A 24462-nucleotide genomic window follows, 5' to 3' on the forward strand; every position below is an offset into this window, starting at 1 on the left:
ACATTTCAATTAAACAAAGCACTTATGCTAACCTGTGGGTATCTAAACCCGTAGCGTGAGTGCCTTGTGTTTACTGTTTACCATTCTAATCAAGTCGATGTTTTAAAGTCTTTACTGGTTGAACTTATCCGTTTAAACCCATTAGACAATCCATTCCAAGCTGAACAAATTTTGGTACAAAGCCCCGGTATGTCGCAATGGCTGAAAATGGAGCTTGCCAAAGAGTTTGGTGTGGCAGCGAATCTCGAATTTCCTCTTCCTGCGACTTTTATTTGGAATTTGTTTACCCAAGTTTTGCCTGATGTTCCCAAGCGTAGTGCATTTAATAAAGATGCAATGACTTGGAAGTTAATGCAAATTTTGCCGACGCAACTCGAACGTGAAGAGTTCTCCCCCCTAAAGCGCTATTTAGATCATGACGATGACCAATCTAAGCGCTATCAATTATCTGAAAAAATTGCCGATATTTTTGATGGTTATTTAGTGTATCGCCCTGAATGGATTGCTGCGTGGGAAGCTGGAGAAACCGTTAAAGAGCTCAATGGTGAACACCCGTGGCAGCCTATTTTATGGCAAGCTTTATACGATCAAACGGTCTCGCTAGGTCAATCGCCTTATCATCGCGCCAATTTGTATGAACACTTTATTGATATGCTGGACACCTATGTTGGCGATTTAGGCCAGCAAGCGAATTTTCCGAAGCGTTTATTTGTGTTTGGTATTACCGCATTGCCACCTCGTTATATGGATGCGCTGCGTGCTCTGGGCGAACATATTGATGTACACTTAATGTTTACCAACCCCTGTCGTTATTACTGGGGGGAAGTTCGCGACCGTAAATACCTCGCCAAACTGGCCGCTAAATCTCGTCAAATAATGCATAGTGAGCAATCATCGGATTGGCTCAAAGGTTCAATTGAGCAAAATGTGTTAACTGAGTCTGAAACCTTGCATACCAAAGATGCGGTGGGAAATAGCCTGCTCGCCTCAATGGGTAAGCTAGGGCGCGATAATCTGTATTTATTATCTCAGTTGGAAGCCAATGAAATTGATGCGTTTGTCGAAGGTGAACCCGACAGTTTATTGCATGCAATTCAGCAAGATATTTTAGAGCTGCGCGAACACCAAGATGATGATCTATCCGCGACGACAAGTCGTTATAAGTCGGTAGTTTCACCTGATGACACTTCAATACAATTGCATGCTTGCCATAGTCCAATGCGTGAAGTGGAAGTACTACACGACCGTTTATTGGCAATGTTTGATGCTGATCCGAATCTAAACCCACGCGATATTATTGTGATGGTGGCGGATATTAATGCCTACAGTCATGCGATTCAGGCCGTCTTTGGTAATGCTGCTGGCGAACGCTTTATTCCTTATTCGATTTCCGACCGTAGCGTTGACCAAGAAAACCCAATTCTACAAGCCTTTATGCGTTTGATGTCGTTGCCTATGCGCCGTTGTCAGGCGACCGAGTTGCTTGAGTTATTAGAAGTACCTGCGGTGATGCAGCGTTTTGCAATCAGTGATGATGAGTTTGAACGAGTTGCACAATGGATCCAGCAAGTTGGTATTCGTTGGGGGCTAGATGAGAAAACTGCACCGCAATTTGAATTGCCGAGTCATAAACAAAACACTTGGCTATTTGGTATCGAGCGAATGTTACTCGGCTATGCCATGCCAGAGTCGGTTGGTTTGTATCAAGTCGGTGGACAGCAGATTGCCGCCTTTGATGAAGTCCAAGGCTTAGATGCAGAACTTGCCGGTAAGTTAGCGAGTTTTGTTCGCTTATTGCAGCAATATCGCGACCGTTTATCTCAAGCGCAGCAGTTTTCTAGTTGGCAGCAGTACTTGTTATCGATGCTGGATGACTTTTTTGCGGTAGAGCTAGAAGGCGAAGTGGTACTTGGCTCAATTCGAGAATGCATTCAACAGCTCCGCCAACAATTGCACGATGCTGGAATTGCTCAAGATGAAGAAATTTCGCCGCAAGTTCTCGAACAGTACCTGCAAAATCATCTTTCGAATGCCAGAGTCAGTCAGCGTTTCTTAGCCGGACAAGTCAATTTCTGTACCTTGATGCCAATGCGTTCAATTCCTTTTAAGGTCATATGCTTGTTGGGGATGAATGATGGTTTATATCCGCGCAGTGTCGCGCCAGAAGGGTTTGATTTGATTAATGGACGTACCCGTCATGGCGACCGTTCTCGTCGTGATGATGACCGGTACTTATTCTTAGAAGCCTTGTTATCAGCGCAACAGTATTTGTATATTAGTTATGTGGGACGTTCGATCCAAGATAACAGTGATAAAGAGCCATCGGTGCTGGTGGCGGAATTACTGGAATATTGCCAGCAAAACTACACACTTGCTCAGCATCAAGAATTACCGAGCGATCAATCAGGGCGAGCGTTAGTTGCACATTTAACCCATGTTCATCCTTTAGTGCCTTTCAGTATCAAAGCGTTTGATGGCAGTGATTCCGCACTCGCTAGTTATGCCAAAGAATGGTTGCCTGTCGCGCAACAAGCTAGCCAACAGCCAAGTGAAACTCAGACACTGCCATTTATTCAGCCATTAGAGCCGTATTATTTGCAGTTGGATAAAGAGGCCAATGGGCAATATTGGTTAGAACTTCAAGAGTTGCTGCGTTTTTGGCGCTTGCCAGTGAAGTATTTCTTCAATCAACGTTTAAAGAGTTATTTAGATATTAGCCCATTATCGGTTAATCAAATTGATGATGAGCCTTTTGCCATTAATGGACTAGATAACTACTGGTTTGGCGAAAACTTACTAGAGCAATGGCTGCAATCAGAAATGCCGACTCTAGAAAGCTTTGAAGATGGCGCTAAAGTATATTTGCAGCAACATCAAGCCAAAGGGCAATTGCCATTGTCGGGTTTTGGTGAATTGGCCGCCCAAAGTTTATTGGCAAATATTCAACCTTTAGCAGTTAGTTTATTGCCTTATCTCACTGTGCCTAAAGCGGATGTTGAGATCGCGCTTGAGTTTGAATTAACACTAGGTGGGTACAAGCAAACTCATCACCTAGCTGGTTGGCTTGGTGGTCAATATCAGCAGGGCATGTTGCGCTATCGTAGTGGTGGAATTCACAGCGCGAACTTATTGGGTTACTGGATTGAACATTTGTGCTTAAACGCGAGCGGGCACTCACTTGCTACTCATTTGTTCGGTGTTCGCAAGGGGCAAGTTCAGCAACTTGAATTACAAGCTTTAAGCTCACAGCAAGCCAAACAATATTTGCAATCTTTACTGGAAGCCTACTATCAAGGTATGGATGAGCCACTATGGTTTGTTCCAAAGTGCGCCTTTGCTGGTATCGAGCAAGGTTATGATAAGCAAGGGCAATGGCTTGGTTTTGCGGATGAAGAGATCAAACAAAAAGCGTATCAAGCAATGGAAAATACCTTTAACGATAGCTTTGTTTCGGTAGGTGAAGGCAGTGACCACTATATTCAACGAGTTTGGAAAGAGTGGAATAGCGAGCTTGCTGAATCATTACTCGAAAAAGCGCAGCAGTGGTTATATCCATTAATGGAACATTGCCAAGATCGCAGTGAAGATGAGTCGTAATAAATAAGCGGATGAATAAACAGACGAACGGCTTAGAAAAAGAAACGCCGCCAGCAAGTCATTATAGTGTAGGGCGCTTGCTTGGCGGCGGAGAGTCGAGGTAATAGTGTTGTTTCTGTCTACTTTTTTATCATTAGCAACATTGAAGTAGGAACAATGCCGGTAACGTAAGTAGATCGTTATTAGATTAATATTGGTTTACAAGCCATTGGCCGTGGCTCGATATGACAAGAATAGTAAGCCGATCATGGCATAAAAAATGTGAGTACATTCTCACAATCTGTTTTGTTTTGCAGTTCAAGACAATTCATGGCGCAAAGTGAGAAATTCCTCACGAAACATAAGAATTCTAATTAGGACAAAGTTAATGGCGCAATCTCTCAACAGTATGACTTTTCCACTGCATGGTGCTCGCTTAATTGAAGCGTCTGCTGGTACTGGCAAGACTTTCACCATTGCGGCGCTGTATCTACGCTTGTTGCTTGGGCACGGTAAAGAGGGCGCAGCGCATCAAACGCCATTAACCGTTGATCAAATTCTTGTGGTGACTTTTACCGAAGCGGCCACCGCAGAGCTGCGTGGTCGAATTCGTCAACGCATTCATGAAGCGCGTATTGCGTTTGCCCGTGGTGAAACTACCGACCCAGTACTTGAGCCGCTATTAGCTGAAACAACAAATAAACAATCAGCGATTGAAATCTTGCTGCAAGCCGAGCGTCAAATGGACGAAGCGGCGATCTTCACGATTCACGGTTTTTGCCAACGCATGCTGACTCAAAATGCTTTTGAATCGGGTAGTCGTTTTCAAAATGAATTTATTACCGATGAAAGTCAGCTAAAACTGCAAGTGGTGAGTGATTACTGGCGTCGTCATTTTTACCCATTGCCGACGGTATTAGCCGCGCAAATTCAATCGTTATGGAGTCGTCCTGAGCAACTATTGCGTGAAATTGGCAACTACCTTTCTGGCCCTGCCCTAAGTTTTCCGAGCATTAACCTGGATGTCGATCTGCCGGCGCTTTATCAGCAGCATCTAAATCGCATCGAAAAAGTGAAATCGCTGTGGAATGCCAGTCGCAATGATTTGTTTAGTTTGATTGATAGTTCCGGCATTAAACGCAATCCATACAATAAAACGCGTTTGCCAGCCTGGTTAGATGAAGTGCATGAATGGGCGGCTAGTGAGCGAAACGATGGTCAAATGTGCGATAAATTGATTCGTTTTTCTCAAAGCACATTAACGTCGGTCACCGATGCCAAAAAAGGCCCAGTAGCAGAGCATGCTGCGTTTGAGGCAATTGATGAGCTACTCGATAACCAGCCGGAATTTGAGCTGATTTTTAAATACCAAGCGATTCAAGGTTGTCGTCAGTTATTGGCACAAGCCAAACAGCGTCAGGCACAACTTTCTTTTGATGATCTACTCAGCCAGCTTGAACAAGCGATAGTGCAAGATGAAGAAGGTTTATTGACGAGTCGTATTCGTCAGCTTTATCCCGTGGCGATGATCGATGAATTCCAAGATACCGATCCGCAGCAATATCAGATATTCCGTCAAATCTATTTAGACTCGCCACAAAGTGGTTGGTTTATGATTGGCGATCCGAAACAGGCGATTTATGGCTTCCGTGGCGCGGATATTTTCACCTATATTCAAGCGCGTAATGAAGTGACTGAACACTACACTCTGGATACCAACTGGCGTTCAAGTGAAGCGGTGATCCAAGGGGTAAACGGCATTTTCAGTTTTGATGACAGGCCGTTTCTCTACGATGATGACATTCCATTCTTGCCAGTCAAAGCCAGCCCGAAAGCTGATAATATGCATTGGACGATAAATGGTAAAGCGCAGCCAGCGATTGGTTTATGGTTACATCAACCCGATGCTGGGCAACCCGTTGCGACACAAGATTATAATCATCAGATGGCAGAATATACGGCTCATCAAATCCATCATATTTTGAGCGCTTCCCAGCAACAAAAAGCACAATTTATTGATAAAAAATCCCAAGCGCATCCGATTCAAGCCGGTGATATTGCGGTGTTGGTGCGTACGGGTCGAGAAGGTAAATTAATTAAAGAAGCATTGGCGAATCAAGGTATTGCCAGTGTTTACCTTTCTAATCGTGATAGCGTGTTTGATAGTGAAGTGGCACAAGATGTATTACGCTTATTGATGGCGGTGTCCAGACCGAGTGATGAATATTCACTGCGCGCCATTCTTGCCAGTGATTTGTTTGCTTTAAATATGGCGCAGCTCGATCAGTTTAACCATGACGAAACTGCTTGGGAGAACGTGGTTAATGAGTTTGAGCAGTACCATCAACTGTGGTTAAAGCGTGGCGTTCTACCTATGATGCGCGCGGTGATCAGCCAGCGAAAAATCGCCGAGCGTTGGTTATTGGAAACGCATGGTGAACGCAAATTAACCGACTTGCTGCATTTATCTGAATTGGTGCAACAAGCTAGTTTATCGCTAGAAGGTGAAAGTGCGCTGATTCGTTGGTTGGCTGAAAATATTGAACAGCACGATGGCGAAATTAGCGAGCAAACTCAGCGTTTAGAATCTGAGCGTAACTTGGTGCAAATCATCACCATTCATAAATCAAAAGGTTTGGAATACGATTTAGTGTTCTTACCGTTTGCCAATAACTTTAAAGCTGCCAAGGTAGCCAAGTATTATCAGGCCGATAAGCAGCAAACTATTTTAGATTTATCCAAGCCTGATGACGGTTTAGCGTTGGCCGAAAAAGAACGCTTAGCCGAAGATCTACGTTTGCTTTATGTTGCTCTTACTCGCGCGGTGTACGGCTGTATTGTTGGTCTTGCACCACTGAAAAAAGGCAACAGCAAAAAGGATGAATCAACCGCTCATTTAAGTGCGCTTGGCGCGATCTTGCAACATCATCAAGCTAAAGAAAGCGCCGGACTAATGGCAGCCTGTCAGCAATTGGTTAAGGATGTGACGAGTGTTGAAATGCTGGATTTCCCGCAACCGCCAAGCGAACGTTTTGCGCCGATTCAAACCGAACAACCTAATTTACAAGCTAAACGCTTTAGTGCCTCGATTGATCGTCAATGGCGCATGACTAGTTATTCAAGCTTAGTTAAACAAGGCCATCATGCAGCGCAAGGTGATACGGCGGATTTTGATGTGGCAATCGATGTGCAAAAACCGATAGATTCGGACGCTGCGGAAAATAACAACACAGTAGACGTTAGTGTCTCTATTGAGATTGAAGAGCAAAACAGCGTCGACCCTTGGTCTATGTTTGAATTTCCACGAGGCGCAAGACCGGGTACTTTCTTGCATACGATTTTCGAAGAGATTGAATTTACCGAACAGGCAAGCAGCCCAGAAAACACTCAGATCATTACTGATTTACTGCAACAAGAACAATACGACCTGCAATGGCTGCCCGCGATTCAAGCGATGATCACTCAAGTGATGCAAACACCTTTAGATGGAAATGGACTGCGTTTGGGAGAGAAAGGACCCACTCAAAGGCTGGTGGAAATGGAGTTCTTACTCCCCGTTGAATCACTATTATCTAGCCAGCTTAATCGCTTGGTAAAAGATCATGATGAGCTATCAAACGTTGCCGGTGAGCTAGGCTTTATGCCAACCAAAGGTATGCTGAAAGGCTTTATTGATTTGGTGTTTGAACATCAAGGTAAGTATTACATTTTAGATTGGAAATCTAACCACCTTGGTTATTCGATCGAAGATTATCATCCTGACAACCTTAATCATGCAATGATCGATCACCGTTATGATTTCCAGTATCAAATTTATGCTTTAGCACTGCACCGTTTCTTACAAAGTCGACTTGTGGATTATGATTATCAGCAACATTTTGGTGGCGTGTACTATCTGTTTTTACGTGGCTTTGCTGCTGAGGGACATGATATTGCAGGCGCTCAAAAAGGCGCCCCGAAAGGAGAGATTGCTCCTCTGTACGGCGTATTTTCAGCCAAACCAAGCGAAGCTTTCTTGCAGCAATTTGACCGCTTATTAGATGGAGAGTCGGCATAATGATTCAGACTATCAACTCGTCGACGGTAGAAGGTAACTCAGCGCTAGACTTGCTGTTATCGCTTGAAAAACTTGGTGTAATTCGAGCCATTGACGCTCAGTTTGCTCGCTTTATCCATCAACAATGCCTGCTAGCTAATCACGACGCTAGTCTGGATTGTCGCCACCAAGCGGATCATATCGCGTTACTCGCTGGCCTTGTTAGTTATGAGTTTGGTCGCGGCCATATTTGTTTGCGCTTAAGTGAGCTCGATCTTCAGCAAACTTTATCTTTGTCTTTTTTGACTCGCCAGCATCCAGAATTGGCAAGCCGCTTTGCCGATCTATTCTCTCAATTACAAGGTGTTGATTGGTTGGCGTTAGTTGAAAACTATGCTTCCCAATCCAATGCTGTGGTGGGATTAGCACAAATAAACCAAGCCAGTTTGCAGCCATTACCGCTACCATTAGTGCTTGAACAAGACCGTTTGTACCTAACTCGTTATTGGCATTATGAGTCACAAGTTGCAGATGGTTTTATGGCGCGCGCGAAAACCTTAACCGCTGATCCCGATGCGTTTGCGGCGATGAAACAAGCGCTTAATGAATTATTTGCTCGTGACTACCGTTATCTTTGGGATGGATTACAAAGTGGTGAGCATGCGAGTTCAATTGAGCGTCAGCGTTTGGTGTGTGAAATGCTTGATGTGGTGCAAACCGATGGATTAGATTGGAGCCGCATTGACGGCGTGTTAAGTCAAGCAAAGCAAGTCGATCAGCTTAATGAACTCGATACGCTAGTGCCTTTATCTGTGTGTTTGAACTGGCAAAAAGTGGCGGCGGCTGTGGCGTTAACTCGTCAGTTCTCGGTGATTTCTGGTGGACCGGGAACCGGTAAAACCACCACGGTTGCCAAACTATTGGCTGCATTAATTACTCAATCTCAACAGCAATTAGTTTTACAAGAATCAGCTTCACAAGCAGCGATTAGCAAACAAGCTCCAATCATTAAATTAGTTGCGCCAACTGGTAAAGCGGCAGCACGCTTGACGGAATCTATTGGACTGGCGATTGAACAATTACCAGTAAGTGATGAAATCAAAGCGATGATGCCAGCGCATTCTAGTACCATTCATCGCTTGTTAGGCGCGAGACCCAATACGGTTGAGTATAAATACAATCAATCGAACCGCTTACATTTGGATATCCTAGTGGTCGATGAAGCTTCTATGGTCGATTTGCCTATGATGTTCCGGTTGCTGCAAGCGTTACCAAGTCATGCACGTTTGATCTTATTGGGGGATAAAGACCAGTTAGCCTCAGTTGAAGCTGGAGCGATTTTAGGTGATATCTGTCAGTTTACTTCATCAGGTTATCAAGCTGAGTTTGGTCATCTTCTTGCTGATCTAACGGGGTATCAAACCTTAGCTGAACCTCAGTCCGCAATCAAAGCTAATGCTATTTCGGATAGTTTGTGCATGCTGCAAAAAAGCTACCGCTTCCATGCGAGATCTGGAGTAGGACAATTGGCAAAAGCGATTAATGCGGGCTCAGCGAAACAAGTGGAGAAGGTGTGGCAGCAAGGCTTTGAAGATATTCATTTGCATGTCATTAAAGCAAATTCATCGACAGACAGCTCTCCAGAAAGTCTCGATCTTGTGCAAGCACAAAGCGCGCTATGTCAGATGATGACGGAAGCTTATTTACCTTATTGCCAGCAGCTCAATCAAGCGGTTAATTCAGGAGGTGGTTCGGTCATTCAAGGGGATTTGTTTGCCTCGGTTGAAGCGCCAACCAAAGCCATGATGGAGCAAAAAGCTCAAGCAATATTAAAAGCCTTTTCTCAAGCGAGATTATTATGCGCAGTGCGAGAAGGGGAGTTTGGCGTAGAGCGTATGAACCAATTGGTGGAAGGGTCACTGGCTCGTAATAAGCTAATCAATCCAGTTGAAAATGAACATTGGTACGTTGGTAGGCCAGTCATGATTAGCCAAAATGATAGTGCGTTAGGGTTACATAATGGTGATATCGGTATTTGTCTATTGGATGAAAGCGAGACGACACCACGGCTACGAGTATTTTTTGAAATGCCCGATGGACGAATTAAAGGCGTATTGCCGAGTCGAGTACCAAAGCATGAACTGGCGTTTGCGATGACAATTCATAAATCACAGGGTAGTGAATTCACTCATACCGTGATGTTACTGCCAAATAAAATGAATCAAATATTAACTCGAGAGCTGATTTATACTGGCGTGACGCGAGCCAAATCGCGCTTAGATTTATTTGCCAATCCAGTGATCTTAGCGCAAGGTGTTAGCGTAAAAACCCTACGTTCTAGCGGGTTAAGTGATAAGCTAATAAAAAACTAAATATAAACAATAAACAAAATAGTGAAGGTGAAGCATGTTTTTTGGCAACGTTGAACGCTTGGAGTGGAGTTCTATTCTCCCAGACACATTTTTAAATTATATCCACCAAGCTTTGAAAATCGCACAAGATAACCAAGAAAATGGCCGTTATGATATTGATGGCGATAACGTTTTTTGTTTTCTAATGACACCTGAAACAGAAGCGCGTGAAGAGCGTAAAACTGAAATTCATCGTGATTATTTGGATATTCAAATTCTTTTAGAGGGTGAGGAAACTTTCGGTTATTCGATAGAAACCCCACAAGCTTTACTTGATAAGCCAGACTACACCAATGACGTACTGCTGTTTAATGAAGTAAGCAATGAAAGCTTTATTTCGTTAAGAAAGGGCGATTTTATTATCTTCTACCCAGGTGAATCTCATCGTCCACAATGTGCAACACGTGAGCCAATGGTGGTAAGAAAAGCAGTAGTGAAAGTGCATAGGGATTTGATATAGCACGTTACTCGGAAAATACGTGTCTCGTTACTCGATGATTCCAAGTAACATTCGAGTAACGAGCTACGCGAAGCCTAGACTCGTCTCTTGCTTTCCTAGCAGCGCAGCGAGTCTAGGGACTAGTCCCCTAGAAACCTATTTATATCTTCAACACCAATATCTTCGACTTACGTTGGTAGTTATATAAACCACGCTTTTCCATTGGTAGTGAATCCACGCCGACTTCTTCAAAACCTTGCTCACGAAACCAGTGTAGGCTGTGGGTAGTTAAAACAAACAGCTTATTGATGCCCATGTTTTTGGCTTCTTGGCTCATGTGTTTTAGTAACATCACTCCACGGTCGCCATCACGATAATCAGGGTGAACTGCGACACAAGCCATCTCTGCCATTTTATCTTCGATATATGGGTAAAGTGCTGCACAACCGATGATTAAACGGTCTTTCTCGATAATAGTAAATTGATGGATCTCTTGCTCTAGTTGCTCACGTGAGCGGCGTACTAAAATTCCTTGCTCTTCTAAAGGCTGAATTAAATCCAGAATGCCGCCAATATCATGAATTTGTGCATTGCGTGTTTGTTCGGCACTGGCCATTACTACTTGAGTACCTATGCCATCAAAAGAAAATAGCTCTTGCAGTAGTGCACCATCTTCTTTGTAGCTAACCAAGTGACAACGAGGTACGCCAGCGCGACACGCGGTTAATGCGCCACGTAAAAAACGGAAAGTACCGCTGGTGTAGCCAGTTTTGGTATCTTGTTTTTGTTCTATTTCTTGCAATAGTTTTTCTGCACAGCTAGGGAATAGTTCAGGAATCACTCGGCCATCTTGCGCTAAAATCCCTTGTTCAGAACAAAAGCCAATCAGCTTATAAGCTTTTAATCGAATCGCTGTTTGAGTGGCGACATCTTCATACATCAAGTTAAAGCTTTCACCTGTTACTGAACTGGCAATTGGGCCGACTACTACAATGGAACCCATATCCAACATACGATTAATCGCATCGGTATCGATACGTCTTACTTTACCACTGTGGCAATAATCAACCCCATCATCAATGCCTAATGGTTGGGCGATCACAAAATTACCACTAACCACATTGAGTTGAGTACCTTGCATCGGTGTATTGTTCAAGCTCATAGAAAGACGGGCGGTTAAAGCCAGTTGTAATCGGCCAGCGGCTTGCATCGCAAGGTTAAGCGCAGGCTCATTAGTGATCCGAATGCCTTTATGGTATTGCGATTCATAATGATTATTTTGTAAGTTGTCATTGATTTGCGGGCGTGCACCATAAACCAGCACAATACGTACACCTAAGCTGTGTAATAGTGCGATGTCATTAATGATGTTATCGAAATTGGCATCGGTAAAGACTTCACCACCGAGCATAAAGACCATGGTGTTGCCGCGGTGGGCGTTTAGGTAGGGGGCGGATTGGCGGAATCCTTTAACTAAAGCTGTACTACGTAACTTCACAACACCTACTCCTTGATTTATTATGCTTAAATAATGACTAATAATTCACTTTGTGGCAATGGTTATTTTTATTAAGAGAGATTAAATTGTGAATTTGTTATCGTTCTGACAACTGCTTCAAATCCCACGCTACTCTGGTGTGAAATGAATGTGTATCAATCTATCGTTTCTTGCTTGTATGGTGAGGGGATTTTTGTCATTCTTCAATCCGTTTATTTTATCTAATTGGTGATTTTTCGTGTTTAACTCGCTTGCTGTTTCTCGCCCATTTTTTTCTTCTCAGGCAAAGCCTATTTTGACTCGTACTTTGATGCTGACTTCAGCGTTAATCTTATTTGGTTGTGCCCAACCGACTGAGCGTGGTCAGCAATATTTGGATGGTAAATTAGATACCACCTTAGAGCATGTTGATAAGATTGAAACCGACGCGCCACGAGATTTTAATACCTTCGCGGCACAAGCGGAAAAAGTAGAAGAAACCTCACCATCTCTGAAAGCGAAATACCAAAATTTATACGCGCAATTAAAGGTATGGGCGCAAGAAAGTGGTGATACGAGTGAGTTAGCTAAATATGGCGTTAATGTTGAGCAGTTAGCGGGCGCAGATAAAAAGGGCAATATTCTGTTTACCGGCTATTTCTCTCCTGTGATTGAAATGCGTCATACGCCAGATCATTTATTCAAATACCCAGTTTACGCCAAACCTCAATGTGGTTCAGTGTGTCCTACTCGCGCGCAAATCTATGAGGGGGCACTCGAAGGAAAAGGTTTAGAGCTTGGTTATGCATCCAATATGATCGATCCATTTTTGATGGAAGTACAAGGAAGTGGTTTTGTTCATTATGCCGATAACGATGAACTGGACTACTTTGCTTATGCTGGTAAAAATAACCACCCTTATGTGAGTATTGGGCGAATTCTGATCGAGCGCGGCTTGATTCCGAAAGAAAGAATGTCGATGAAAGCCATTAAAGAATGGGTGGCGGAAAATGACAGAGAAACCGTACAGGAAGTATTAGAGCAAAATCCATCTTACGTGTTCTTTGAAAGGCAGCCAGGCGCAGATGTTGTCGGCGCGGCAGGTATTCCATTGTTACCAATGGCATCGGTTGCAGGTGACCGCAGTATTTTCCCAATGGGAACCCCAATTCTAGCTGAAGTCCCTCTATTGGATGCAAACGGTAAATGGACCGGTGTACATGTGCTTAAGCTACTGATTGTTCTTGATACTGGCGGTGCAGTGAAAGGTGGTCACTTAGATTTATATCATGGTATGGGGACACGTTCCGGTATTGCTGCAGGTCACTACCGACATTTTGGCCGAGTGTGGAAGTTAGGTTTAACCGCGCCACCGTTGCAGATTCCAGCGAATTAAGAGCGAGGCTCGAAGCTCGGGCGTTTCACTGCTCGTTGCTCGACAACGGTAACGGGTGTGCTTTAATCTTTTTCTAGAAACGAGTCACGAGAAGCGAAGCGCTCTAGCTCCACGTATCCTTATCCTCTATAATACGCGCTCTTTTTATTGCGTTAATTAAGGTTCACCATGAATACTCTTCCTCCTGCTTCTGATAGCTACAACCAACGCTTTGGCGGCACACGTCGTTTGTATGGTAATAGTGAAGTAGATGTTCTGCGCGCCGCTCATGTTTGCGTGGTAGGTATTGGTGGCGTGGGTTCATGGGCCGTTGAAGCATTAGCGCGTACTGGTGTCGGTGAATTAACGCTGATCGATATGGATGATGTTTGCGTTACCAATATTAACCGTCAAATTCACGCCTTAAATGGTACGGTTGGGCAGAGCAAAATTGAAGTGATGGCTGAGCGCGTTGCTTTGATTAATCCTGAATGCAAAGTTAACTTGGTAGATGATTTCATTACGCCAGACAATGTTAGCCAGTACATCACTAAAGACTTTGATTACGTGTTAGATGCGATTGATAGTATTAAACCGAAAGCGGCATTATTAGCCTATTGCCGTAGTAACAAGATCAAAGTGATCACCACTGGTGGCGCTGGTGGACAAGTCGATCCGACGCAAATTCAAATTGCTGATTTAACTAAAACGATTCAAGATCCATTGGCCAAGAAGTTAAAAGATACGCTGCGCCGTCATCATAATTTCAGCAAAAATCCACAACGTAAATTTGGTATAGATTGCGTGTTCTCAACCGAGCATCTGAAATACCCTCAAGCAGATGGTAGTGTATGTGCGACCAAATCCACCGCTGAAGGTCCAAAACGTATGGATTGTGCTAGTGGTTTTGGTGCTGCGACGGTCGTGACTGCAACTTTTGGATTTGTTGCGGTATCAAGGATTGTTGAGAAGTTGATTCAGCGCCACAGTAAGTAAAGTTATCCTCTGAAAATAATTATCCAGTTTCGTCATCCTGAAAAGCGACGAAGGAGCGTAGTTCAGGATCTCCTACCACGATTTGAGACTCAAAGTGTTATAGGAGATTCCAAACAGTTCGTGCCTCACTTTTGGAATGACGGAATTTAGAAACACGAGACCCTATTATGACTCACCCATTTGGCAACACCATTACTACAGATACGATCATAGAAATCATGTCTGGCTTTTCGAGCTGGGAGGATCGCTATCGTCAGGTGATCATGTGGGGGAAATTACTACCGAAAATGGATGACGAGTTAAAGCAAGAACAGCTTCTCGTTTCAGGTTGTGAGAGTAAAGTATGGCTATTGTCGGAATTTGATGGCGAACGTTGGCATTTTCAAATTGATTCCGATGCACGAATTGTGCGTGGTTTAATTGCCTTGGTTTTGGCGGCTTTTTATTTGAAAACCACTGCTGAGATTAACGCTTTTGATACACCAGACTATTTTTCACAACTGGGGCTGATTGATCATTTAAGCCCATCACGTGGTAATGGGCTTAAAGCCATTGTTGAGCAAATTCAGCAATTGGTAGAGTCATACCAATCTCACTAATTATCTGATCATTCTTACTTGTGAAAAGCCTCGATAACTGCGTTATAAATTTTGATTGTAGAGCAACTACTTATCGAAAATTTATGTCTTGTTCTCAAGGCTTTTTCCTTCGTAATCTCTGCTCAGCTAATTAATTTGATTGGTATAAATAAATCGACGAAATTAAAGCAGGTCGATAGCTTTATTTAGGCCAGCTAACAACATATCAATATCTTTGTCGTTGTTATAAATCCCCAAAGAAACTCTCACCGTTCCGTTGATCCCTAGTACGTCCATTAGTGGATGCGCACAATGATGACCGGAACGTACTGCAATGCCTTGTTGATCGAGTAGTGTCGCAATATCGTTGTGATGAATATCTTCACCATCAAGCTGTAAGGTAAAGCTCACCACACTGGCATTAGGTTGTAAGCCAATAATTCGCAGGCCATCAATGTTATTTAACCCAGCGATGAGTTGGTTGAGTAGTTGCTGATAGTGAGCTTCTACTTGCTGTCTATCAAATTGATTTAGCCATTCAATTGCGGTGGCTAAGGCTATTGCTCCCGCCACATTTGGAGTACCGGCTTCAAATTTTCCTGGTAGGGCAGAATAAGAGGTTTGCTCAAAACTTACTTTCTCTACCATTTTACCACCACCATGCCATACCGGCATTGACTCTAAAATAGACTGCTTGCCATATAGTGCACCGATTCCAGTAGGAGCGTAAAGTTTGTGTCCAGAAAAAACATAGAAATCACAGTCAAGTTCTTGAACATCAATACTTTCATGCACAACGCCTTGTGCGCCATCAATTACGCAAATCGCATTAAATTGGTGAGCAAGTTGAATGATTTTCTCAATAGGTTGGCGAGTCGCGGTGACATTGGTGATGTGCGCCGCGGCAACAATTTTGGTCTTCTCAGTTAAAAGGGTTTGGTAGGCTTGCATATCCCATTGGCAATCTGAGGTCATTGGCACTTTAACTACTTTAGCGCCAGTTTGTTGTGCGACGATCTGCCATGGTACGATATTAGCGTGGTGTTCCATTTCTCCAACTAAAATCTCATCGCCTGCTTGTAAAGTGCTGCGAGCATAAGTTTGTGCGATTAAGTTTATCGCTTCGGTTGCTCCGCGAGTCCAAATGATTTCTTTATTCGAATCCGCATTAATAAAGTGTTGCACACATTCACGCGCTTGCTCAAATTGAGTGGTTGCTTGCGCCGTTAAGCTGTGACTACCACGATGCACGTTGGCATTTTGCTTGGCGTAATAGTGACTAATGGCATCAATCACACATTGAGGTTTTTGTGTGGTTGCGGCGCTATCAAGGTAAACCATTGGCGTATCATTATTAAGAAAAGGGAACTGCTGGCGAATAGCCTGAATGTCAAAGTGAGTCGAAGAAGACATTAAATAAACCTGTTACGTCAATGAAGTGGGCGAAGTATAGAACATATTAGAATGGGCTTAAACTTTTCTCGCAACTCGCAACTCGCAACTCGCAACAGCTACGCCTTACTCTTCTAATTGTTTCACTTTCTGAAATAGCCGTTGATGGTTTGGAACCTCAATATTATAGCGTTGTGCTTGTTTGAGTAGAAATCCGGTGATGAAGTCAATTTCAGTAGTGCGCTGGTGGTGAATATCCTGATGCATGGATGAAAAATTATCGCCAGTACTAAGCATTACTTGCTTAATGGTGGTGGGTAATTCGCTTAATGATTGGCTTTGTCCAGCCGCTTGCATCACCTGCTGGCACTCATTAATTAAGTTATCGACTTCCGTTTTATATTGCGCTTGCAGTAATTCACCATTCTTGCATTGGTAAATTGCGGTCATAGGGTTAATAACACAATTGATGGCTAATTTTTGCCACAGCGCGTCATTAATATGGTTGTGCCACATTACCTTAGGTAGGGCGGAATCTAGCACGTGAATGATGGACTCTAGTTGAGAGGTTAACTTCTCTGTCTCTCGATATGGCCCAATCAAAGTTTGACCAATACCAGTATGTTTTACTTGTTGCGAGTTTGGCTTAAAAGCGGCTTGAGTAGTGGTGGCTAAAAATAAAGGGTGTTGATTCCACTGCTCGCTAAGTTGGTCAAGTGCCCCCATGCCATTGTGAAGAAAGATAAGCGGTATATCGGCAGATAAGTAGTTAAATAAAGGCACTATGGCTTGTGTTACTTGAGTGGATTTCACTGTGATGATAATAGTTTGGCAAGTGCTCAGTTGAGTTAGGCTATTGGCGGGAATCTCGAATTCCGCTTGCTCATCAAGAGCGATCGAAATGGAACGATGTGAGTGATCGCGAGTGATCGCAAGTACATCGTGACCAGCTTGCTGCAATTTAGTTGCCCATAGTGAACCTAGTGCGCCAATGCCAATGATACCAATCTTCATTCGTTTTCCATTTCTATTTACTCTATTCGAAGCTTAGTTTATCGCAAATAGCAAAATGGCGCAGACTGAATATTCAATCTGCGCCATAAGTAGCTTAGCAATAGTTTTAATCAAGCAACTGAGTTGCCAGTGATTAGAATTTGTAAGTTACGTCGAAGTAGTGAGAGATGCCTGTCGATTCTAGATCGTTAGTGTCTTTGATACCGTAGACATTATAGTAAGCTTTTAAGCCATAGCCCACAGCAAAGCGTTCACTATGCCAGTATAGACCGTTAAACCAAGCACCGCCGTTTGAGGCAGTTGAATACTTATCTTTCATACCAAATTGGTAATCGATGTAGCCTTGGTATGATAAGAATGAACCATTACTGAATGAGTAGAAAGGCTTGAACCAGTTTGTTGAAACCTGGTAACCATTCCAGTCGTTCTTGTTTGAATCGTAAGTAGCATAAAGGTTAAGACCCATCTTGCCAAACCAAGGCATGTTGATATCAGAACCTAGACCGATTTTTTGTGTGTTAACACCAAAAGTTGTGTCACGACCACCATCCCATTCAAACAGTGAAGCAACGTAAAGTTCTTGCACTGGGCCAACTGATAGATCGTAGCCAGTCATTGCATCAATTGACATTCGAGGGGCAAATTTCATAAAGATTTTATCTTTTTGTCCATTTGCTTTATCTGTATCGTCAGAATCATCATTACTTAATAGGTTAAAGATATCGACATAACCGTATAGGTCAAAGATACCAGAGCGGCCGCCAAATTCCATTTCTAAGTAATCATGAGCGTTAGAGCCAGAACTAGCTTCCGGTTTTTCTCCAACAGAATACATTAGGTTAAAGTTGAGAAACTTATAGTCATTCTTATGAATGTCATCTGAATAGTCTGCAGCTAAAACAGGCGTTGAAGCAGCAGCAAGACTAAGAGCTAAAAGTGTTTTACGCATGATAGTGGGCTCTCTTTTATCTGGTTAAATTTATAGGTACACCGATTAAAGGTGTGGACTTTTCAATTGGCGCAGATAATAGCGGTTTCAATCTCATTTGTAAGTGATAAAACCTGCAAACCTAAATATTTATTGAGACATAACTCACATTAGAAAGATCTTTGATGGAACTAGATGCTGAAATCTGTACAGGCTTTTGAATGTGGAACAAAAAACGCCAAGATAAGCGGTTGCTTTGGCGTTTTTTATACTTTTCTAGTTGGTAAGGTTATCGCTGGGGAAGTTATTGTTGATTACGTGCCTTTTCCAGTAAATCGTGGAAATAATAACGTAATGTGTACAGCATAATTAAACTTGGGATCACCATTATCGCGGTGACAACAAAAAACAGAGGCCAACTATTTAAGCTATCCACCAGTTCACCACTGAATGAAGCTAGAGTCGTACGACCAAAGTTACCCAATGAAGCTAATAATGCATACTGAGTTGCCGAGAAAGCTTGTCCAGTTAATACTGTTAAGAAAGAAACAAATGCTACTGTTGAAAATGCCGTAGTGAAGTTGTCGACTAATACCGTCGCAAGTAGTAGGTGTTCATTTGGGCCGACCGAAGCAATCCATGCAAACATTAAGTTACTGCTTGCCATGGCAATACCGCCTATCATTAATCCTTTCACAATACCAAAGCGAACGTTGAACATACTGCCAACAAAGGTAAACAACATCGTCGCGCCCCAACCGATCAGTTTGGAATATTCGCCAATTTGTTCGTTGGTAAATCCGATTTCTTTATAAAAGACAATCGACATGCGACCAAGAAATGCTTCACCGATTTTGAATAAGAAAACAAACAGTAACAAAGTGATCGCAACACCAATGCCATTACGACGGAAGAAATCTAAGAAAGGTTCAACGACGGTTACCGTAAGCCAAGCCGCCACTTTTGAATTGACAACTTTTGCATGGCGTTTTTCTGCTTGATGTTGAAGTTGATCACGTTGCGTTTCTGGTTCGCCAGTCAATAAAGTAAACAACATTAATAATACGATGACTAAAGTCATGCCGTAGTAGACATCATTCCAACCATAAGCATCAGCATTGGAAAAAGCGAGATAGCCGGGCAGAGAGTAGCCTGTCCACCAACCAATCACGGCCATTGCAGAAGCTTGTGGTAGTTTACTGTTGTTACTCTTAGGAAAACTATCAATACGAAAAGCATCAATGGCAATATCTTGAGTGGCGGAAGCGGTTGAGATCGCCAATGCAAACGCAGAAATTAAAATTAAGTTATTACTAGGATTAAGACCGGCCAAGAAGAAGGTGCAAATCAGCATGATGGTTTGGCATAAAAAGATCCAACTACGTCGTTGGCCTAGCCATTTGTGTAGTAGTGGGATTTTCACTCGGTCGATTAACGGAGCCCATAAAAAATTAATCGCATAAACCGCAAAAACAGCGCCAAAATAACCAATGGTTGTACGGTTTAGCCCTGCATCAGCTAACCAACCGGACATGTTTGAGCCAATTAATACCCAAGGAAAGCCGCTAGAGCAACCTAACATGAACACCCACAATAAACGTTTATCTAAGTAGGTTTGTATGGTTGCCTTCCAGGTCATAGAGGCCATGAACTTCTCCTTGGTTATACTCGGCTATGCAAATAAATTACTGCAGCATAGAAAAATTAGCCATCAAGTTAAGATGGCTAAATAAATTATTGTTTTATCATTATTTTTAGGTTTGTTATTTTACTGTGACTTTAGTGATGAAAATCGGTGTCACGGGAACGTCTTTCATCATGCCTAATGAGCGAGTTGGTTTTTGACCCATTGTTCTTACGACATCAAAACCTTCAATGACCTTACCAAAAACGGCATAACCTGCAGAGTTACGTGAGAAGTTTAAAAAGTCGTTATCGTTCAAGTTTATGAAAAACTGACGAGTGGCTGAATTTGGATTATTAGTACGTGCCATTGCTACGGTTGCGGTTAAGTTTTCAAGTCCGTTGCTGGCTTCATTACGAATTGGTGCATAGCTTGAACGTTCATTCATGTCTTTATCAAAACCACCACCTTGCGCCATAAAGCCAGGGATTACACGGTGAAATTGAGTGCCCACATAGCTTCCATCGTTAACATATTTTAGAAAGTTTTCTACTGTAATTGGCGCTTGTTTTTGGTTCAGTTCAATCGTGAAATTACCAATGGTAGTTTCAAACTCAATGTTTGGCGCTGCAAAGCTTGTCGTACTAAATAACATCAATAATCCAAATAAGATCTTTTTCATTAAAAGTTACCTTTCATGTATTTTGTTAATTCTGAATCTTTGGCAATGGTCGTCAATACACGGCTTGATACGCGGTTAATCACTTCTTCGACATCGGTTTTATCGGCAGTAAATGAGCCTGACTTGGTACCTGTACCAGTATAGGTACGAACGAACTTACCGTTTGGTGTTTCAGCAGTGATTTTTAGTGTCACTTTACCTTCGATATTGTATTTCATTGGAGATTGGTTAACAGTTGCGACTGCATCAACGACTTGTACATTAACAATGTTGTTGCTGTTTTTAGTCATAGTAAAACCTTGCGAGAAGAACTGTTGATAAACGGCTGCTTCATAGGCTCTTCGCACATTTTGTTTTGCGTGCATAGGTTGAGCTTGTTCTTCACCATCATGCTTGATTACGGCAATAAATTGCGCACTGCGAATATCTTGGCTAGTGAGGGTAAAGGCTAAACCATCAGCAACTTTACTTGAGCTAAGTGTTGAAGATGGCGTAAGGTTAATCAAATCAGTCTGAGAAACACTGGCACAAGCCGTTAACACCAAAGCAGCGCATAACATAATCAGCTTCTTCATCTCATATATCCTTATTTAGTATTCAGTTTTTTATTTAAATCGTTGTTTTTGATTGCTTCTATAATGACGAATTTATTATTTTCCGCCACGATTGTCACTTGTTGAGCACCAAACAAGCGTGATAACTTGGTTGGATATTCTAAGTGTCGATTCCCTACGACCAGCAATTTACCATTATGGTTCAATGCCTCTTTGGCATCGCAAAACATTTGCCAAGCGATATGATCGGTAATGGTGTTGTTTTGATGGAAAGGAGGGTTGCACAATACAAGGTAACTACTGTTGTCTTTCATTCCATCTAAACAGTTATTAGCGATAACTTGAATGTTTCGATCTGGGCCGAGATTTTGTTCTAAATTCTTTTGTGCTGAGGCAACCGCCATAAAACTTTCATCAATGCTGGTAATTCTTGCTTGAGGGTTAAGTTGACCGGCTTTAATAGATAACACTCCGTTACCACAACCAAGGTCAATGATGTGTCGTAATTCTTTATCGACTGGAATATGTTCCAGCATGAATCTTGCGCCAAGATCTAATCTTTCACCTGAATAGACATTGGCATAGTTGGATAAAATGATATCTTCATTGTCTACCTGCCATTCACATTCTACTGGTATCGGAATGATTGGTTGGCAATTGGCTTTCGAGAACACTAAGCGATGTTTTTTCCAAGCCAGCGAGGTTTTGGTTTCGCCTAAGTGTTTTTCAAACAAGTTGAGGGTAGAGGTATGGATTTCTTTGGCTTTATTTACCCCTATCACCGGGCAGCCTTCTGAAATGGCGTTACGTAACTGATAAAGCTGCCAGGTTAGTAAGCGATTACTTTTTGGTAGTTGCATTAATACCAAATCAACTTGCTGAGGGATCGCTTGCAAGCAATTTAAAAATTGGATTTTAGGGCATTTATTTCGTTGTAAATTTCTCAGAGTACCTTTGTGGGAAATAAATGAATCACTCATCATAGTGACGTTATGTTGCGTTGAAAACCAACATGAGAGCGCACCAAAATGATCATTGAGAATGAGGATGTTTTGACCCGTAGGGAGAGCCATATCTTCTACATGATTAATCAAATATTCATCGCCAGCATCCCAAGCTTGTAATGTTTCATTGGCACGTTTAGGAAAGCGGGACAGGGTTAAGGTGCGATCATGTAATGTTAATTCAGTCTTCATACTTTATCTTTATTTTGTGTCTTAAGGCACTTGAGGTGTTGTATTGTCGCAGAAGGTGTTTGAACAAGATAGTAGAAACATAATTATGAATGTCATGGTTACATTAATTCCATTGAGTTTTGAACCGTTTTCATGGCATCTTGAAAGCAATAATTAGAAGGGTGAGTAACATGATTCAAGATCTTATCGAAAGAAAACTACAAGCGGCTTTTAATCCTATTCATTTAGATGTTCAAAATGAAAGTTATATGCATAACGTACCACCAGGTTCTGAAAGTCATTTTAAAGTGGTGGTGGTGAGTGAGAAATTTGAAGATAAAAAATTGATTGCTCGTCATCGGACGATTAATGCCGCACTAAGTGATGAGCTAGAGAATCATATCCATGCTTTATCAATTCATGCTTATACTCAATTGGAATGGCAACAGGTGAGTGGAGCTGTACCTGACTCACCAAAATGTGCGGGTGGCGGTAAATAAATACCGATGATCATAAAATCCCTTTTTTGGGTGAGGACTTATTTCGTTTGAGAAGTAAAATGTTTTGAACAAACGGATAACAATAATTGTGGTGTGCTTCAAATATATACAATTTTGTATTTAATCCCGTTAACTTAGCTGTAAAAAAATAGCTGAATACCCCTAATGAGAATGGCAAGGCGTTCATAAAAAATGCTAGAATACGGCACCTAGAAGAGCTTATTGATAAAATTAGGCCTTTTTATATGGATGTTGCGACTCTGATTTTTACTTAAAAATCAGAGGCGGACACAAAAAAGTCGTGTCTTTAAGTTACGCAATTAAAAGAATCTTATTTCCTTAAAATAAAGTAGTGCAAGCGCGTATGATTACAATAAAAAAGGGCTTGGATCTTCCTATTGCTGGAGTTCCTGCTCAGGTGATTAATGATGGTAAGTCCATCAAAACAGTCGCCTTGCTTGGCGAAGAGTACGTGGGCATGCGTCCAACAATGCATGTTCGCGTTGATGATGAAGTGAAAAAGGGGCAAGTTCTTTTTGTAGATAAAAAGAATCCTGGCGTTCAATACACTTCACCTGCAAGCGGTAAAGTTATCGAAGTGAATCGTGGTGCAAAACGTGTTCTTCAATCTGTTGTGATTGAAGTTTCAGGTAGTGACCAAGTGACTTTCGAAAGCTACACTGCCAATCAACTAGCGAAGCTTGACCGTGAAGCGGTGAAGACTCAACTTGTTGACTCTGGTATGTGGACTGCATTGCGAACTCGTCCGTTTAGCAAGGTTCCAGCAATCGATTCGACCACTCAGGCAATCTTTGTTACTGCAATGGATACTAATCCACTTGCAGCAGATCCTGCCGTGATTATTAATGAGCAAGCAGAAGCCTTTACAGCGGGTCTTGATCTTCTATCTGTATTAACAGATGGCAAGGTATACGTGTGTAAAGCGCCAACAACATTGCCACAATCTTCTCAACCTAATGTAGAAGAGCATGTGTTTGCAGGTGTTCACCCAGCTGGTTTAGCGGGAACTCACATGCATCACTTGTACCCAGTGAACTTAGAAAATGTTGCTTGGAGCTTAAACTACCAAGATGTTATCGCGTTCGGTAAGCTATTCCTTACGGGTGAAATTTACACTGATCGTGTGGTTTCATTAGCTGGTCCTGCAATCAAAGAACCTCGCTTAGTTCGCACTTGTATTGGTGCAAATCTAGAGGATTTAACTGAAGGTGAAATTTTACCAGGTGAAGCTCGTGTAATTTCAGGTTCAGTATTATCAGGTACTACAGCATCGGGTCCTCATGCTTACCTTGGTCGTTACCATACACAAGTATCGGTTCTTCATGAAGGTCGTGAAAAAGAACTCTTCGGTTGGGCAATGCCTGGCGCGCATAAGTTCTCTGTAACTCGTGCTTTCTTAAGTCACTTATTCCCAAATCGTGTGTTCAATATGACTACTACGACAAATGGTAGTGATCGTTCTATGGTACCGATTGGTAACTATGAGCGTGTAATGCCATTAGATATCGAACCAACATTATTGCTTCGTGATATCTGTGCTGGGGATTCTGATAGTGCACAACGTTTAGGCGTTTTAGAACTGGATGAAGAAGATTTGGCGTTATGTACCTTTGTATGTCCTGGCAAATATGAATATGGCGATTTACTTCGCGATTGCCTAGACAAGATCGAGAAGGAAGGTTAA

The 24462-nt window shown here is 42.4% G+C and carries 17 protein-coding genes; 9 read left to right on the forward strand and 8 right to left on the reverse strand.

Annotated elements, in window-relative coordinates:
* The first annotated feature begins 66 nt into the window (after window positions 1–66).
* From recC to ACE3G9_RS04440, 4 genes are all read left to right on the forward strand, one after another.
* Window positions 67–3597, forward strand: a complete 3531-nt coding sequence (recC, locus tag ACE3G9_RS04425; protein ID WP_449218548.1) for an exodeoxyribonuclease V subunit gamma — start codon at window positions 67–69, stop codon at window positions 3595–3597.
* Between the two features lie 367 nt (window positions 3598–3964).
* Window positions 3965–7633: an exodeoxyribonuclease V subunit beta gene (recB, locus tag ACE3G9_RS04430; RefSeq protein WP_449218549.1), complete on the forward strand. Its 3669-nt coding sequence runs from the start codon at window positions 3965–3967 to the stop codon at window positions 7631–7633.
* Window positions 7633–9984, forward strand: coding sequence for an exodeoxyribonuclease V subunit alpha (gene recD, locus ACE3G9_RS04435; RefSeq protein ID WP_449218550.1), 2352 nt, complete (start codon window positions 7633–7635; stop codon window positions 9982–9984). The genes recB and recD overlap by 1 nt, the downstream gene beginning before the upstream one ends.
* A 34-nt stretch (window positions 9985–10018) precedes the next feature.
* Window positions 10019–10483: a YhcH/YjgK/YiaL family protein gene (locus tag ACE3G9_RS04440; protein WP_449218551.1), complete on the forward strand. Its 465-nt coding sequence runs from the start codon at window positions 10019–10021 to the stop codon at window positions 10481–10483.
* A gap of 139 nt (window positions 10484–10622) precedes the next feature.
* On the opposite strand, the gene argA is transcribed toward ACE3G9_RS04440, so the two are convergent.
* Window positions 10623–11960, reverse strand: coding sequence for an amino-acid N-acetyltransferase (gene argA, locus ACE3G9_RS04445; RefSeq protein WP_417880745.1), 1338 nt, complete (start codon window positions 11958–11960; stop codon window positions 10623–10625).
* 292 nt (window positions 11961–12252) lie between these two features.
* Here argA and mltA point away from each other — a divergent pair, with 292 nt between their 5' ends.
* From mltA to csdE, 3 genes are all read left to right on the forward strand, one after another.
* A complete protein-coding gene (gene mltA / locus ACE3G9_RS04450; RefSeq protein WP_449218578.1) occupies window positions 12253–13335 on the forward strand; it encodes a murein transglycosylase A in 1083 nt (360 codons plus the stop codon).
* A 168-nt stretch (window positions 13336–13503) separates the two neighbouring features.
* A complete protein-coding gene (gene tcdA, locus ACE3G9_RS04455) occupies window positions 13504–14310 on the forward strand; it encodes a tRNA cyclic N6-threonylcarbamoyladenosine(37) synthase TcdA (RefSeq protein ID WP_449218552.1) in 807 nt (268 codons plus the stop codon).
* Between the two features lie 167 nt (window positions 14311–14477).
* Complete coding sequence (gene csdE / locus ACE3G9_RS04460) at window positions 14478–14909, forward strand: cysteine desulfurase sulfur acceptor subunit CsdE (protein ID WP_449218553.1); 432 nt, start codon at window positions 14478–14480, stop codon at window positions 14907–14909.
* 162 nt (window positions 14910–15071) lie between these two features.
* Here csdE and csdA read toward each other — a convergent pair whose 3' ends face one another.
* The 7 genes from csdA to ACE3G9_RS04495 form a co-directional block, all read right to left on the reverse strand.
* Window positions 15072–16301, reverse strand: coding sequence for a cysteine desulfurase CsdA (gene csdA, locus ACE3G9_RS04465; RefSeq protein ID WP_417880742.1), 1230 nt, complete (start codon window positions 16299–16301; stop codon window positions 15072–15074).
* A 105-nt stretch (window positions 16302–16406) separates the two neighbouring features.
* The gene (locus ACE3G9_RS04470) at window positions 16407–17294 is read right to left on the reverse strand and encodes a 2-dehydropantoate 2-reductase (protein WP_449218554.1); all 888 of its coding nucleotides are present in this window, start codon (window positions 17292–17294) and stop codon (window positions 16407–16409) included.
* 133 nt (window positions 17295–17427) lie between these two features.
* Complete coding sequence (locus ACE3G9_RS04475) at window positions 17428–18243, reverse strand: nucleoside-specific channel-forming Tsx family protein (RefSeq protein WP_417880740.1); 816 nt, start codon at window positions 18241–18243, stop codon at window positions 17428–17430.
* A 283-nt stretch (window positions 18244–18526) separates the two neighbouring features.
* Window positions 18527–19870 carry an AmpG family muropeptide MFS transporter gene (locus ACE3G9_RS04480; protein WP_449218555.1) on the reverse strand — a complete coding sequence of 448 codons (1344 nt, stop codon included), beginning with the start codon at window positions 19868–19870 and terminating at the stop codon, window positions 18527–18529.
* A gap of 115 nt (window positions 19871–19985) precedes the next feature.
* Window positions 19986–20528: a peptidylprolyl isomerase gene (locus ACE3G9_RS04485; RefSeq protein WP_449218556.1), complete on the reverse strand. Its 543-nt coding sequence runs from the start codon at window positions 20526–20528 to the stop codon at window positions 19986–19988.
* The gene (locus ACE3G9_RS04490) at window positions 20528–21103 is read right to left on the reverse strand and encodes a YajG family lipoprotein (protein ID WP_417880737.1); all 576 of its coding nucleotides are present in this window, start codon (window positions 21101–21103) and stop codon (window positions 20528–20530) included. The genes ACE3G9_RS04485 and ACE3G9_RS04490 overlap by 1 nt, the downstream gene beginning before the upstream one ends.
* A gap of 11 nt (window positions 21104–21114) precedes the next feature.
* Complete coding sequence (locus tag ACE3G9_RS04495) at window positions 21115–22278, reverse strand: methyltransferase (protein ID WP_417880736.1); 1164 nt, start codon at window positions 22276–22278, stop codon at window positions 21115–21117.
* 170 nt (window positions 22279–22448) lie between these two features.
* On the opposite strand from ACE3G9_RS04495, the gene bolA reads away from it, so the two are divergent.
* Both bolA and ACE3G9_RS04505 read left to right on the forward strand, forming a co-directional pair.
* Window positions 22449–22757 carry a transcriptional regulator BolA gene (gene bolA / locus ACE3G9_RS04500; protein WP_417880735.1) on the forward strand — a complete coding sequence of 103 codons (309 nt, stop codon included), beginning with the start codon at window positions 22449–22451 and terminating at the stop codon, window positions 22755–22757.
* Between the two features lie 364 nt (window positions 22758–23121).
* Window positions 23122–24462, forward strand: coding sequence for a Na(+)-translocating NADH-quinone reductase subunit A (locus tag ACE3G9_RS04505; RefSeq protein ID WP_417880734.1), 1341 nt, complete (start codon window positions 23122–23124; stop codon window positions 24460–24462).

This window comes from Vibrio sp. E150_018 (assembly GCF_053544035.1).